Raw genomic sequence first — 14,572 nt, 5'->3', positions numbered from 1 at the left:
ACGCATCGCGTGCGTGTGCATGAGGCGACAAGACCGTTGTCGAACGACAGCCGTCTTGTCGCAGGACCCGCGCCGACGACCGACGCGCGCCGACGACCGACGACCGACGACCGACGCCCGCGCCGACCGACCGACGCGCGCCTCACACCCCGGCGGGCACCGCCACCCGCGTCAGCCGCACCGGGACCGCCTTCGACACCGGGGTGTTGCTGCCCTTCGCCGCACTGTCGAGCGGCACGAGGACGTTCGCCTCGGGGAAGTAGGCCGCCGCGCACCCGCGGGCGCTCGGGTAGGCGACGACCCGGTAGTCCCGGAGCACCCGCTCGACGTCGTCGTCCCAGACGGTCTCGACGTCGACGTGGTCGCCGTCGGACAGCCCGAGCTCGGTCAGGTCGTCCGGGTTCACGAAGACGACGTGCCGGCCCTTCTTGATGCCGCGGTACCGGTCGTTCAGGCTGTAGATCGTCGTGTTGTACTGGTCGTGCGAGCGCAGGGTCTGCAGCAGCAGGGTGCCCTCGGGGCGCTCGACGTGCTCGAGCTCGTTGACCGTGATCATGGCCTTGCCGGTCTCCGTCGCGAAGGTCCGCGAGTCGCGGGGGCCGTTCGGCAGGACGAAGCCCTCCTTGCTGCCGGCGCGGCGGGAGTAGTCGTCGAAGCCGGGCACGACGTGGCTGATGTGGTCGCGGATCACGTCGTAGTCGTCGCGCATGGCCTGCCAGTCGACCGGCACCCGGTCACCCAGCGTGGCCTTCGCGAGCTCGCACACGATCGCGACCTCGGACAGCAGGCCGGGCGCGACCGGCGGGACCTGCCCGTGGCTGCCGTGCACGGAGCAGACGGTGTCCTCGACGGAGACGAACTGCGGGCCGGCGGCCTGCACGTCGATCTCGGTGCGGCCCATCGTCGGCAGGATCAGGGCCTCCTCGCCCACGACGGCGTGCGACCGGTTCAGCTTGGTCGACACCTGGACGGTCATCTCGGTCCCGCGGAACGCGGCCTCGGCGAGCTGGCTGTCCGAGATCGCGGCGACGAGGTTGCCGCCCATGCCCATCCAGAACCTGATGTCCCCGCGCTGCATGGCCTTGATGCCCTTGAGCGCGTCGACCCCGTGCTCCCGCGGCGGCTCGAAGTGGAACTCCTCCGCCAGGGCATCGAGGAAGCTGTCGGGCATCTGCTCCCAGATGCCCATGGTCCGGTCGCCCTGGACGTTGCTGTGCCCGCGGATCGGCGAGGCGCCGGCGCCCGGACGGCCGATGTTCCCGCGCAGGAGCAGGAGGTTGATGATCTCCTTGATGGTGTCGACGGCCTTCGTGTGCTGGGTGATGCCCATCGCCCACGTGATGATCGTTCGCTCGGAGTGCAGGTAGCGCTCGGCGAGTTCGTCGATCTCCTCGATGGTCAGCCCGGTGGCGCGGACGACCTCGTCGTCGTCGACCTGCAGGATGTGCTCGACGAACGCCTCGTACCCGCTCGTGTGCGCCTCGATGAACGCGTGGTCCACCACGCCCGGGGTCTTCTGCTCGGCGAGCACGACGCGCTTCGCGAGCGCCTGCAGCAGCGCCATGTCGCCACCGAGTCGGATCTGCAGGAACTGGTCGGCGATCTGGGTGCCGTGCCCGATCACCCCGCGGACGCGCTGCGGGTTCTTGTAGCGGCGGAGGCCCGCCTCGGGCAGCGGGTTGACCGCGACGATCTCGGCGCCGTTCTTCTTGGCGTCCTCGAGTGCGGTGAGCATGCGCGGGTGGTTCGTGCCGGGGTTCTGCCCCATCACGATGATGAGCTCGGTGTGCTCGAAGTCGTCGTACGCGATGGTCGACTTGCCGATGCCGACGACCTCGGCCATCGCCAGGCTCGTCGACTCGTGGCACATGTTCGAGCAGTCGGGCAGGTTGTTCGTGCCGAACGCCCGGACGAACAGCTGGTACACGAAGGCGGCCTCGTTCGAGGTTCGCCCGGACGTGTAGAACGACGCCTGGTCGGGGGAGTCGAGCCCGTTGAGCTTGTCGGCGATGATCCGGAACGCCCGCTCCCAGCTGACCGGCTGGTAGTGGTCCTCGCCGGCGGGCTTCCACACCGGCTCGGTCAGGCGTCCCTGCTGCCCGAGCCAGTACTCGGTCTTGTCCGCCAGGTCGTGGATCGAGTGCTCGGACCAGAACGTGCGGGGGACCAGGACGGGCGTCGCCTCCCACACGACCGCCTTGCCGCCGTTCTCGCAGAACTCGGCGGTCTTGCGCTTGTCCGGGTCCGGCCAGGCGCAGCTCATGCAGTCGAAGCCGCCCTTCTGGTTGAGCGACAGCATGAGCTTGGCGGTGCGGGCGGCGCCGAGCTGTTCGAGCGCGGGACCCATCGAGTGCAGGACACCCGGGACGCCGGCGGCCCAGTCCTTCGGTTCGCCGACGGTCATCTCGGCGTCGGTCACGTCGTCCTTCGGGGGCTGTTCGGTCACGGTGCGCTCACGGTCTCTCGAGGGGCGGGTGCTGGTTCGGTGATGCGTTCGGGGCGGCTGTAGACGACCATGCTCTGGCCGCGAAGGAAGCCGACGATCGTGATGCCGACCTCCTTCGCCAGGTCGACGGCGAGCGAGGACGGCGCGGACACGGCGGCGAGCACCGGGATGCCCGCCATCGACGCCTTCTGCGTCAGCTCGAAGCTCGCCCGACCGGAGACCATGAGGACGGTGCCGCTCAGGGGCAGGCGCCCCTCCTTCACGGCCCACCCGACGACCTTGTCGACGGCGTTGTGCCGGCCCACGTCCTCGCGGAGCACGAGCATCTCGCCGGTGGTGCCGTCGAACAGCGCCGCCGCGTGCAGCCCGCCGGTCTTCTCGAACACGTCCTGGGCCTCGCGCAGGCGATCGGGGAACGTCGCGAGGAGTGCCGGGTCGAGCACGAGGTCGTCGTGGTGCACCGCGTGCTGCGAGGTCGTCCGCACCGCGTCGATGCTCGCCTTGCCGCACAGGCCGCACGAACTGGTCGTGTAGAAGGCCCGCTCCAGGCTCGGGTCCGGTGCGGGGACACCGAGGGCGAGCGTCACGTCGAGCACGTTGTAGGTGTTCAGCCCCTCGTCCGTCGCACCCGCGCAGTACCGGGCGGCGGCGAAGTCGTCACCGCGGGCGATCACGCCCTCGGACACCAGGAACCCGGCAGCGAGGTCGACGTCGTTGCCGGGCGTCCGCATCGTGATCGCGAGCGAGTTCCCGCCGACGCGGATCTCGAGCGGCTCCTCGACGGCGAGCAGGTCGTCGCGGACCGACCGGGACGTCGCGACGGTGATGCGGGTGACGCGCTTCCGCGCCGTGATCCGGCTCATGCTCCGGGTCTACCACCCCCGCCCGGCACCCGCCAGGGCGGTGCGGTTCCCGCCACCGCGGCTGAGCCGCTCCTCAGGCTGCCGGGTCCGCACCCGTCAGACCCACGGCAGCCGGACGGGAGGCACGTCCTCGCCCGCCACGCCGCCCCCGGCCGGCACGATCATCAGTCCGTCCGCGTCGGCCAGCCCCCGCAGCATGGCCGACGACTGGTGGGACGCCGGCACGGCACCCTCGGACGTCGTCCGATGTGCGAGCACCAGTGCGCCCGGTCGGTCGTTCGGCACGTCCACCGCGAGCCGGACCGACCCCGTCGGCTCGAGTGGTCGCCCGAGCAGTCCGGCGACGAGCGGTCCGCCGAGCAGCACGAGGCCGACCATCGCGGCCATCGGGTTGCCGGGCAGGCAGAGGAAGACCGTCGAGCCGCGACGCGCGAGCAGCACCGGCCGCCCGGGCCGGACGTCGACGCGATCGACCAGCAGCTCGGCGCCGATGCGGGCGAGCGCTCCCCGCACGTGGTCGGTCGAGGAGCCGGCCGTACCGCCGGTCGTGACGACGAGGCGCTCCTGCGCGGCGTCGAGCACCCGGGCGGTGCCGTCGGCGTCGTCGGCCACGCGCTCCGTGGCGACCGGGTCGGCCCCGAACACCCGGAGCACGGACGGCAGGGTGTGGGTGAAGACGTCGCGCACCTGTCCGGGTCGCGGGACGCCCGCGCCGACGATCTCGTCGCCGAGCACCGCGACCCGCGCGGTCGGGACGGGCGCGACGAGCACGTCGTCGACGCCGGACGCCGCGGCCAGCGCTGCACGCGGCGGGGTCAGCACCGACCCGCCGGGGAACAGCACCTGGTCGCGGGTGACCTCCTCGCCGGCCGATCGGACGTGCCGCCGCGAGGACGACGTGTGGCGGACCAGGCGGCCGTCGTCGTCGACGGAGGCGTCCTCGGAGCGCACCACCGCCTCCGTGCCGGGCGGGACCGGCGCCCCGGTCGTGACCGGACGGGCGTGCCCGACGGTGAGCGGCTCGTCCGCGGGGACCGCGCCCGCGACGATCGGTGCGCCGAGCACCCACGGCCCGGGCCCCGCGACGGCCCACCCGTCCATCGCGGCGCCGTCGTGGCCCGGCACGTCGGCACGGGCGAGCAGGTCAGCGGCGAGCGTCCGCCCGAGCGCCGACGCCAGGTCGAGTCGGACCGCTCCCGACCCCGGGTCAGCGGCCGCGGTGTCGGCGGCCAGACGGGCGCCCTGCTCGTGTGCCGCGCGTCGGGCCTCGGACCAGGACGGCAGGACCAGCGTCACCGGGCGTCGGGTCCGGTGGAGCCGTCAGCCGCTGCGGAGTCCGTGGTGTCCTCGTGCGCCAGCGCGAGCCGGGTCGCGGTCGCCGCGGCATCGGCCAGGTCGGCGCTCGATCCGCCGCGGAGCCCGGCTGCGTACCCGACCAGGAAGGTCGTGAGCGGGGCGGCCGGCCGGGCGACCCCGTGGGCGGCGTCGCGGGCGAGGTCGAGCACGACGTCGCGGTCGAGCGTGAAGTCCTCGGGGAAGCCGAGCGCCTCGGCGAGCTCGGCGGTCCAGGCGGCGAGGACGTCGTCAGTGGTCATGCGGTCAGTCAAGCAGCCGGGCGCTCGCCGTGGCCCGCGTGGCGTCCTCCGGTTCGTCCACGTCCGCACAGAGATCGGCGGACAGCGGCACGTCGACGAGCCGGAGGTCGGCGGTGAGTCGTCGGACCGCCGCGCCGGTGGGGTCACCGAGCACCCGGACCGCGGCACGCAGCGCATCCGACCGGTAGAGCGCGAGCAGCGGTTGGCGACGCCCGTCCTGGTCCACGGCGACGAAGCCGTCGACGTCGGCCTCGTCGTTCGCCGCCCCGAACAGCACGCTGACCGCCCGCTCGGGGCGCACCAGGTCGCACGCGAGCACGAGCGTCCACGGCGCGGACTCGGTGATCGCCGCGAGCCCTGCGGCGATGCCGGCCACCGGTCCACCGAACGGCGGGTCCTCGCGCGTGAGGACGACCCCGTCCGGTGCGGTCCGGCCGTCGCGGAGCCCGACGAGCACGACGCTGCGGGCACCGGCCGCCGCGCGGACGGCGTGGTCGGACAGTGCCAGGCCGTCGGCGACGAGGGCGGTCTTGTCGATCCCGCCCATCCGCGACGCCCGACCCCCCGCGAGCAGGACGGCGTCATGGCCCGCGGCTCCGGGGACGGTCATGCCGGAACGCTCCTGACCGGTCCGCTGCCGCCGCGCACCCAGCGCTCCTCGTCGAGTCCCGTGCCGGGATCGACCTGCGGTGGACCCTGTGGTGCGAAGCCGTGGCGGGCGTAGAAGCGCTTGGCTCGTTCGTTCACCGAGAAGACGAGCAGGTGGGCAGCAGCCCGCCCGAGAGCAGCCTCGAGCAGCTGGTCCGACACCCCGGTGCCCTGCACGGTTGCATCGAGGTAGAGCGTGCAGAGTTCGGTCGCGGGCAGACCGGGTTCGGCCGACCGTGCGGTACTCGACACCCCGACCACGACGTCGCGGGCACGCACGAGCACGACACGACGCTCGCCCCGGCGGATGCGTCCAGCCCAGCGCGCACGTCGGTCGCGCGACCTCGCGGCGTCGAGGAACGCGTCGGGGACGAGCCCCCGGTACGTCTGCTCCCATGCCCGGACCTGGAAGGCGGCGACTGCCTCGGCGTCGTCCAGGTCGGCCACGCGGATCTCCATCGTTCGATCCTGCCCTACCCGCGTCGTCTCAGGAGCACCGCTCGAGCGCGAAGGACGTGGCGCCGCCGCCGAAGGACCTGCCGGGAGCCGCGTCGGCGAACGTCGAACCCCACCGCTGCACCACCCGACAGCCGAGGTCGGCACCGGCACGGCGGACCGGGTCGGTCGCGGCCGTGCCCGACGCGACGACGAGCAGGTGCGTCCGGCCCGAGCGGACGATCGACTCGACCTGCGCGGCCGTGAAGACCGGGACCCGGCCGGAGAACCCGCCGTCGGTCAGGACCTCGTCGCCGGTGTCCCCGATGACGTCGGCGGCGATCCGCCACGAGTCGGTGAGGAACAGCGGTGCCCCGTCCTGACCACCGCCGACGCGCTGGGCGGCGTCGACGAGGGCTGCCTCGTCGGCGGGCAGGCTGGTGTGCCCACCGACGACATCCGGCGCGGAGATCGTGAACGCCGCGGAACCGGACGACCGACCCTCGGCGGGCCAGCCGCCGGTGCCGCCGCGGCCGAGCGCGAACGCCCGCTCCGGGGTGCCACCGCCACGGGCGAAGGCGCCCTGCCCGACGCCGACCGACGCGTCGCCGCCGCTGCCGTCCCGCGCCGCGTCGAGGACCTGCAGCGAGAAGCACGCCGGCCCGAGCACCACCGCGGCGACGAGCAGGCCGGCCGCTGTCCGACGCCAGCGGGTCGACGGCACGGTCGGGTCGCTCCGACGCCAGCGGACGACGAGCACCACGAGCGCCACCACGGTCACCCCGACGGCGAGCGTGCCGAGGAGCGTCGGCTCCGACGAGGCCCGCGCCAGCCACACCCACCAGGCGCCCTGGACCACGAGCAGGCCGACGGGCACGAGCCGCAGCCGGCGGTCAGCCGCGTCCACGAACCCGGCGGCACCCCACCAGCCGAGCGCGCCGAGCGCCGCGAGCTGCGCGCCGATCCCGGCGACGTACGCGGTGTGCGGGAGTCGCAGGACGGACAGGACCGCCACCGCGGTGGCCAGCCACACGACCAGGGCGACGAGCGTGGCGGCGGGGAGCAGGGCCTCCCGGCCGGATCGACGACGCCACCACCGGGCTGCGCCGATCCCGATGCCGGTCAACGCTGCGGGCCACGACCAGCCGACCTGCGACGCGTACCGCGGCGAGAAGAGCTGCAGCAGCGAGTGGTCGCCGCCGCCACGGCCGGCGGTCGCCGTGCGCCAGGCGTCCGCGACGTGTGACCCGGCGTGCCCGACGGCGGCGCCCAGCGCACCGACCGCCCCTGGCCACAGTCCGGGGAGGAACCGGTCGACGCCGTTGTAGCCGAAGACCATCGCGAACACGCTGTCGTCGGTCGACCCGTCGAAGTAGGGGTGGTCGCCCGTCGGCAGCAGCCCCAGCACGACCGACCAGGAGAGGCTCGCGACGACTGCGGCACCGACCAGCGCGGCCACGTGCCCGACGGCGCGGCGCCACCGCCGTCCCGGGCCGGCGGTGGCGACCACCGTGGCGAGCACGAGGGCGGGCAGCACCAACCAGGCCTGCAGCATCTTCGCCTGGAAGCCGACGCCGACGAACAGCCCGGCGAGCAGCAGCGGCCACCACGTCCGGGTGAGCGCGGCGCGCTGCCACCAGACCAGCGCGACGGCGAGGGACATCGTGAGGAGACCGTCCTCCATCGGGTGGCCGAACATCGACACGAAGATCGGGGTGCTCGCGGCGAGGGCGGCGGCGACCAGGCCGGCCCGGGCGCCGAGCCAGCGGAGCACGACCACCGACACGGCGAGCGTCGTGACCGCGCCCTCGATCACCTGCGGCAGCGCGAGCGACGCCGTGGACATGCCGAACAGGTGGATGCTGATCGCCTGGGGCACCGCGAATCCGGCGAGCTTGTCGAGGGTCACCGTCGCGCCGGGGTCGAACGAGCCGGACAGGAACGCCGGCAGCGACTCGGACATCGAGCGGGCGGCTGCGGCGTAGAACGACGAGTCACCGCCGCGGGCGAGGTTCCAGCTCGACAGGACGGCGCCGAGCACGACGATCGCAGCGAGGCTCGCCCGCTGGGCGACGGTCTGGTGCCACCACCGTGCAGGGCGTGTGGCGGCGTGGTCGCCCGACGTCGGGGCGGGGTGGGTCGAGTCCATGCGCTGAAGATCGCGCCGGAGTCGATGAAGGAGCCTGGGGCAGCCGGTCCCCAGGACTCCGGTTCGTTCAGGAGCGGTACCAGGATGCCGGTCGGGAGGGTTCCCGGATGCGTCGGCGCTCGCCGGGGTGCTGTCGCTCGCTGCGGTGGTGGCGGGTGCGGTCGGCAGCATCGTCCGGCGGACAGCCGGAGACGCACACTCCTGACACCGAGGCGGCTCGATGCTATGTTCGAGCACACAACAAATCCGGACGACGGTGGCGACGATGCCACCAGGGGAGCAGTCATGGACACCCAGCAGTCGGTTGCCCAGCAGTCGGTCGCCCACCGGACCGGCGAGGTCGTCCTCACCGTCGTCGACCACCACGGCACGCCGCTACCGGACGTCGAGGTCACGGTCGAGCAGACCCGGCACGCCTTCGGCTTCGGCAACATCGGCTTCGACTTCGTCGCGCTCGCGAACGACGAGGTCGACGGGGACGAGCGGGAGCACCTCGAACGGCTCGCGGACCTGTACACCGACGTGTTCACCACCGCGACGCTCCCGTTCTACTGGGGCACCTTCGAGCCCGAGCGCGGCCGACCCGACACCGCCCGGCTCCGTCGCACCGCTGAGTGGTTCCGCGAGCGGGGGATCGCGCGCAAGGGTCACCCGCTCGTCTGGCACACCGTGCAGCCGGACTGGCTGCTCGGGCTGCCCCTCGACGAGGTCGAACGGCTGCAGCGCGAGCGCATCCGGCGCGAGGTCTCCGACCTCGCCGGGCTGGTCGACACGTGGGACGCGATCAACGAGGTCGTGATCATGCCCGTGTTCGACAACGGCGACAACGCGATCACCCCGCTCGCCCGGGCGAAGGGCCGCATCCCGACCATCCGGATGGCCTTCGAGGAGGCCCGCGCCACGAACCCGCACGCGACCCTGCTGCTCAACGACTTCGACCTGTCGAGCGCGTACGAGTGCCTGATCGAGGGCGTGCTCGAGGCCGGGGTGCAGATCGACGCGATCGGCCTGCAGACCCACATGCACCAGGGCTACTGGGGCGAGGAGACGATGCTCGCGATGGTCGACCGGTTCGCCCGGTACGGTCTGCCGCTGCACCTGACCGAGACCTCGCTCGTGTCGGGGGACCTCATGCCCGCGCACGTCGTCGACCTCAACGACCACCGGGTGGACTCGTGGCCGTCGACACCCGAGGGCGAGGCACGGCAGGCCGACGAGGTCGAGCGGCACTACCGGAGCCTGGTCGGGCACCCCGCGGTCGAGGCGGTCACGTACTGGGGCATCACCGACGCGGGCGCCTGGCTGGGCGCACCGATCGGGCTGGTACGCGAGGACGGGACGCCGAAGCCGTCCTACGAGGCGCTGCGTCGGCTCGTGAAGGAGGAGTGGTGGACCGGGCCGACCGTGTTCCGCACGGACGAGCGCGGACAGCTGCGGGTGCGCGGGTTCCGCGGGGACTACCGGGCGGACGCGCGAGGGGCGTCGACGGCGTTCGACGTCGGCCGGGACGCTGCGGAGCACGCACTGGTCGCGCCGACGACGTGACGACGTGACCGCGGGACGAACGGGAGGCGCGGTGCGGGCCCGCCACGCGCCTCCCGTCCGACACCGCTCGCGCCGCCCGCGACCGACCGACCGACGCGATCCGACCCGACCTGATCCGGTCGCGTCGTCGCATCCGGCGTACCGTCCGTCGTGGCGCGCGGCGGCCGCGCGTCGGACAGGAGACACGGGATGTCCGGGGACGCGAGAACGGACGGGCTGGGCACGGCGCGACTGATCGGCATCGAGGAGCACTGGATCTCGGACCCGGTCGACCGGGCGCTCCAGGGCCTCACCGGAGACGACCGTGACACCAGCCTCGTGCTCAACGACCACGGCGACGTCCGTGCGCGGTTGGCCGACCTGGGGGAGCGACGGCTCGCCGCGATGGACGCGCAGGGCGTCGACGTCCAGGTGCTCTCGCTGGCCCCGCCCGGCGCACAGGTGCCGACCACCGCCGACGCCGTGACGCTCGCCCGCGACGCGAACGACGAGGTCGTCGAGGCGATCCGCGCGCACCCCGGGCGGTTCCGGGCCATGGCGACGCTCCCGCTCGCGGACCCGGCAGCCGCCGCGGCCGAGCTCGAGCGCGCCGTCGCGCTCGGGTTGACGGGCGTGATGACGTACGGCCGGGTCGGTGACGTGACGCTCGACGACCCGCGGTACGACGACCTGTGGGCGGTGGCGTCGCGCCTGCACCAGCCGGTCTTCATCCACCCGCAGGTACCGCCCGGCGCCGTCCGCCGAGCCGCGTACTCGGGGCTCGGCGGACCGGTGGACCTCGCCCTCGCGACGTTCGGGTGGGGCTGGCACCTCGAGGCGGGGACGGCCGCGCTCCGGCTGATGGCGAGCGGCGCCCTCGACCGGCACCCCGACCTGCAGCTCGTGCTCGGGCACTGGGGGGAACTGCTGCTCTTCTGGCACGGTCGGGCCGACGGTGTCGCACGGACGGCCGGGCTCGATCGGTCGGTCACGGACTACCTGCGCGAGAACGTCTGGATCACCGCGTCGGGCATGCTCGACCCGGCGCTGCTGCGGCACGCACTCGCCGTCACGTCGGTCGACCGGCTCGTGTTCTCGACCGACCACCCGTTCCAGTCACCGACCCGCGAGCAGATCGACGGGTTCCTGGCGGAGCTCCCCGACGACGCCGCGCGGGAGGCGTTCGCGTCAGGCAACGCGCGGCGACTGTTCGGGCTCGGCGACCACGGATGACGGATCAGGTGCGCGGAGCTCCTGCGGTCGCCGCGGTCACGAGGGTCCGCTCGGCGTCGTCGAGGTAGTCGCCGAGCAGGGACGCTGCGGTGTCTCGGTCACCGTCGAGCAGCGCGGCGACGATGGCCCGGTTCCGCTCGACGAAGTCCGCGTGGAAGGCCGCGGGGTCGTCCGTGGACAGGAACGCCAGGCGCATCTCGGCGAGCAGGGAGTCCATCAGACCGTGCAGCCGCTCGCTCGGGACGGCTCGGACGAGCGCCGCGTGGAAGCGGATGTCGGCGGTGCCGACCTCGGCCCACCGTCCGGCTGCGGCGGCGGCCTGCGCGGCGTCGACCGCGGCGACCGCGTCGGACAGGGCCGGGGAGTCCGGCGAGCAGGCGCGGACGCCGGCGGTCTCGAGGACCCGTCGCGCGGCGTAGAGGTCGCGGACGTCCTCGGGCGTCAGCCGACGGACGAACACCCCGCGGTGGAAGACGTGCTCGACGAGGCGCTCCTGCGCGAGCAGCCGGAAGGCCTCCCGGAGCGTGTTCCGCGAGACGCCGAGCTCGTCGCTCAGGCGCTCCTCGGACAGCTGGGCACCCGGCAGGTGGTGGCCGCCCGCGATGGCGGCGCGCAGGCGGGCGGCGGTGGACTCGGCGCCGCCGAGGGAACGGGTCATCCCCCGATCCTCCCCGGAGCGGGCGCGGGGAGCCGTCGCGCGCGCCGACGCGCGCTGAGCGGATCGGGCAGCGGCCCGCAGTTTGCGTGCGTGTTACAGATCGCCCGTACCCCTTGCGATTGTTGAACAATGCTGACGAGACTGTCCCGCATGTTCGTCCTCATCGGTGTCGCCGTCGTGATCGTCGGCTTCGCCCTCCGCGTCAACGCGCTGCTCGTGGTCACCGTGGCGGGCATCGTCACCGCGGCCATCGGCGGCATCGACCCGGTCGGCATCCTCGACGCCTTCGGCAACGGCTTCGCGTCGAGCCGGAGCGTCACCACGTTCGCCCTCGTCCTGCCCGTCATCGGGCTCGTCGAGCGCTACGGGCTGCAGGACCAGGCGAAGCGCCTGATCGCGAAGCTCGACCGACTCACGACCGGGCGGATCCTGGCCGGGTACCTCGCGGTCCGCCAGGTCACCGCCGCCGTCGGGCTCACCAGCATCGGCGGTCCCGCGCAGACGGTCCGTCCGCTCGTGCACCCGATGGCCGAGGGTGCCGCCCTGAAGCGCTACGGGCGCATCGACGAGCGGATGCGCGAGAAGATCAAGGGCTTCTCGGCGTCGTCCGACACCGTCGGGGTGTTCTTCGGCGAGGACGTGTTCGTCGCGGTCGGCTCGATCCTCCTCATCACCACCTTCGTCGACACCACCTACGGGCTGGCGCTCGAGCCGATCGACCTCGCGCTCTGGGCGATCCCGACCGGCATCGCGGCCCTGGTCGTGCACGGCATCCGCCTGCTGCTGCTCGACCGACGGCTCGACCGGATGGCAGCCGCCGTCCAGCCGCAGACCCAGGGGGTGGCAGCGTGATCACCAGCGAGTGGCTCTACTGGCTCATCGGCGCGTTCTTCGTCGTCGTCGCCGTGCTCATCGCCGCCGACGCCGGTCACGCCAAGCGCCTCGGGAACGCGGCGTTCTGGGGCATCCTCGGCGTCTCCTTCCCGGTCGGTACCTTCGTCGTCTCGGGTGCGGTGCCGGCGTGGGTGCTCGGCGTCGCCGTGCTCGTGATGGTGGCCCTGGCCGGTGCCGGACTGACCGGCACCACGAGCCGCACCCGCGTCGCGGCCGTCCCCGGGGCCGGGACCGGTGCCCCGACCGGTCCGGCGGACCCGACCGGCACGGTCGAACGGGTCCCTGCGCAGGAGGGCGTCGCGGCGGCGCAGGGACGGAGCGCCACGAGTGTCCTCGCCACGACGGGTCCCGAGGAACGCGCCGCGTCCGCCCGCCGCTTCGGCAACCGGCTCTTCGTGCCGGCGCTCGTCGTCCCGGTGGTGGCGGTCCTCGTCGCCACGCTCGGACCGCTCGTGCGGATCGGTGACCGGCCGCTCCTCGCCGAGGGCAGCGCCACGCTGACGGGGCTCGGCCTCGGCTCGGTGCTCGCCGTCGTCGTCGCCGTCCTCGTCCTCCGGCCGCCGAGCGTCGCCACCCCCGTGCGCGAGGGCGGGCGGCTCCTGCAGGCGATCGGCTGGGCAGCGCTCCTGCCGCAGATGCTCTCGACGCTCGGCATCGTCTTCACCCAGGCCGGTGTCGGTGCCGCGGTCGGCACCATCACGAAGGCCGTGCTGCCGGACGGGTCCCTGCTCGCCGCGGTCGTGCTGTACTGCGTGGGCACGGCGGTCTTCACCGTGATCATGGGCAACGCCTTCGCGGCCTTCCCGATCATGACCGCCGCCATCGGGTGGCCCGTCCTCGTCCAGCAGTTCGACGGCAACCCCGCGGCGATCTTCGCCATCGGCATGCTCGCGGGCTTCTGCGGCACGCTCGTCACCCCGATGGCGGCCAACTTCAACCTCGTACCGGCGGCGCTCCTCGAGATGCGGGACAAGTACGGGCCGATCAAGGCACAGCTGCCGACCGCCGTCGTCCTGCTCGCCGTCAACACCGGGATCATGTACCTTGTCGCATTCTGAGAACCACCGTCCCGACGTGGACCGCCCCGACCTCCGCCGTGCCGCCTGGGCCGAGCGGTTCGCCCGGGTCGCCCTCGACAACACCACCCGCGAGTACCCGTACGCCGCGCACCACGCGACGACGGGGCCGGACGACCGAGCGCTGCCCGTCGAGCTCCACCCCGCGTTCGCGACGTCGTACGACTGGCACTCGTCCGTGCACATGCACTGGCTCGCCGCGCGGTTGCTCGCCCACGGCCTACCGGCGGAGCAGCAGACGGCGTTGACCGCGGTCCTGCAGGAACACCTGCGCGCCGACCACCTGGCGACGGAGGCCGCGTACCTGCGCGCCGCACCCCACTTCGAGCGGCCCTACGGCTGGGCGTGGCTGCTGCGCCTCGCTGCCGAGGTGACCGCGTCCGAGGTGCCCGAGCTCCGGGCGCTCGCTCCGGGCTTCGTACCCGTGGTCGACGCGATCGCCGACCTGGTGACGGACTGGACCGCCGCGGCCGCCCACCCGGTGCGCCACGGGGTGCACGGCAACTCGGCGTTCGGCCTGCTGCTCGTGCACGACGCCGCGCGCGTCCTCGGGCGGGACGGACTCGTCGCCACGGTCGAGGGGGCGGCACGCGAGTGGTTCGGGGCCGACGCGGGGTGGCCGTTCGGGTGGGAGCGAAGCGGGCACGACTTCCTGTCCGCCGGGCTCGCCGAGGCCGACCTCATGGCGGTCGTGCTCCCGCCCACGGAGTACCGCGACTGGGCGGCGAGGTTCCTGTCCGACGTCGGCCCCGACGCCGAGGTGCTCCGCCCGACGGTGGTCCGCGACCCCTCGGATGCGCAGCAGGTGCACCTGTACGGCCTGGACCTGTCTCGTGCAGGGAGCGCGGCGCGCATCGTCGCCGCCCTGCGGGCCGACAGCGGTGACGTGCCGGTCGCCGGGCTGCTCGACGCGGCGGTCGACGAGCTGTTGGCTTCCGGCCTCGAGGCGGCGGTCGGTGAGGAGTACTACTCGACGCACTGGCTCGCAAGCTTCGCGTGGGACGCCATGGAGGCGCGGGAGGGCGCCGCGCGCTGACCCACCGGTGCTGGG

General features: G+C 73.4%; 13 protein-coding genes. 5 read left to right on the top strand and 8 right to left on the bottom strand.

Annotated features, from left to right (window positions below):
- Positions 1-142 precede the first annotated feature (142 nt).
- The 7 genes from LCG91_RS13420 to LCG91_RS13390 form a co-directional block, all read right to left on the bottom strand.
- A complete protein-coding gene (locus LCG91_RS13420) occupies positions 143-2,404 on the bottom strand; it encodes an FdhF/YdeP family oxidoreductase (protein WP_224443157.1) in 2,262 nt (753 codons plus the stop codon).
- Between the two features lie 38 nt (positions 2,405-2,442).
- On the bottom strand, positions 2,443-3,309 hold the full coding sequence (gene fdhD, locus LCG91_RS13415; RefSeq protein WP_058727334.1) for a formate dehydrogenase accessory sulfurtransferase FdhD: 867 nt from the start codon (positions 3,307-3,309) through the stop codon (positions 2,443-2,445).
- A 96-nt stretch (positions 3,310-3,405) separates the two neighbouring features.
- Complete coding sequence (locus LCG91_RS13410) at positions 3,406-4,605, bottom strand: molybdopterin molybdotransferase MoeA (protein WP_224441690.1); 1,200 nt, start codon at positions 4,603-4,605, stop codon at positions 3,406-3,408.
- Positions 4,602-4,904 (bottom strand): DUF6457 domain-containing protein, encoded by a 303-nt coding sequence (locus LCG91_RS13405; RefSeq protein ID WP_058749217.1) that lies wholly within the window; start codon positions 4,902-4,904, stop codon positions 4,602-4,604. The genes LCG91_RS13410 and LCG91_RS13405 overlap by 4 nt, the downstream gene beginning before the upstream one ends.
- A 4-nt stretch (positions 4,905-4,908) precedes the next feature.
- Complete coding sequence (locus LCG91_RS13400; protein WP_224441689.1) at positions 4,909-5,514, bottom strand: molybdenum cofactor guanylyltransferase; 606 nt, start codon at positions 5,512-5,514, stop codon at positions 4,909-4,911.
- Entirely contained in the window at positions 5,511-6,011 is a 501-nt protein-coding gene (locus LCG91_RS13395) for a GNAT family N-acetyltransferase (RefSeq protein ID WP_224441688.1), read from the bottom strand. Before LCG91_RS13395 ends, LCG91_RS13400 begins: the two co-directional genes overlap by 4 nt.
- Before the next feature lie 28 nt (positions 6,012-6,039).
- The gene (locus LCG91_RS13390) at positions 6,040-8,136 is read right to left on the bottom strand and encodes an ArnT family glycosyltransferase (protein ID WP_224441687.1); all 2,097 of its coding nucleotides are present in this window, start codon (positions 8,134-8,136) and stop codon (positions 6,040-6,042) included.
- 285 nt (positions 8,137-8,421) lie between these two features.
- Here LCG91_RS13390 and LCG91_RS13385 point away from each other — a divergent pair, with 285 nt between their 5' ends.
- Positions 8,422-9,681, top strand: a complete 1,260-nt coding sequence (locus LCG91_RS13385) for an endo-1,4-beta-xylanase (RefSeq protein WP_224441686.1) — start codon at positions 8,422-8,424, stop codon at positions 9,679-9,681.
- 189 nt (positions 9,682-9,870) lie between these two features.
- Entirely contained in the window at positions 9,871-10,893 is a 1,023-nt protein-coding gene (locus LCG91_RS13380) for an amidohydrolase family protein (protein WP_224441685.1), read from the top strand.
- Positions 10,894-10,897: 4 nt separating this feature from the next.
- Here LCG91_RS13380 and LCG91_RS13375 read toward each other — a convergent pair whose 3' ends face one another.
- On the bottom strand, positions 10,898-11,551 hold the full coding sequence (locus LCG91_RS13375; RefSeq protein ID WP_224441684.1) for a GntR family transcriptional regulator: 654 nt from the start codon (positions 11,549-11,551) through the stop codon (positions 10,898-10,900).
- Positions 11,552-11,701: 150 nt separating this feature from the next.
- Between LCG91_RS13375 and LCG91_RS13370 the strand changes: the two genes are divergently transcribed.
- Genes LCG91_RS13370 through LCG91_RS13360 form a run of 3 tightly spaced genes read left to right on the top strand, consistent with a single transcriptional unit; the run spans position 11,702 to position 14,557 of the window.
- Complete coding sequence (locus LCG91_RS13370; protein ID WP_224441683.1) at positions 11,702-12,403, top strand: DUF969 domain-containing protein; 702 nt, start codon at positions 11,702-11,704, stop codon at positions 12,401-12,403.
- Complete coding sequence (locus LCG91_RS13365) at positions 12,400-13,503, top strand: DUF979 domain-containing protein (protein WP_224441682.1); 1,104 nt, start codon at positions 12,400-12,402, stop codon at positions 13,501-13,503. Before LCG91_RS13370 ends, LCG91_RS13365 begins: the two co-directional genes overlap by 4 nt.
- A gap of 16 nt (positions 13,504-13,519) precedes the next feature.
- Positions 13,520-14,557, top strand: a complete 1,038-nt coding sequence (locus tag LCG91_RS13360) for a DUF2891 family protein (protein ID WP_224441681.1) — start codon at positions 13,520-13,522, stop codon at positions 14,555-14,557.
- Positions 14,558-14,572 lie beyond the last annotated feature (15 nt).

The sequence above is a fragment of the Curtobacterium sp. TXMA1 genome (genome assembly GCF_020162095.1).
Taxonomy (GTDB): Bacteria; Actinomycetota; Actinomycetes; order Actinomycetales; family Microbacteriaceae; genus Curtobacterium.
Note: the sequence above shows the minus strand (reverse complement) of the source record. Positions and strands in the feature narration are given on the sequence as shown.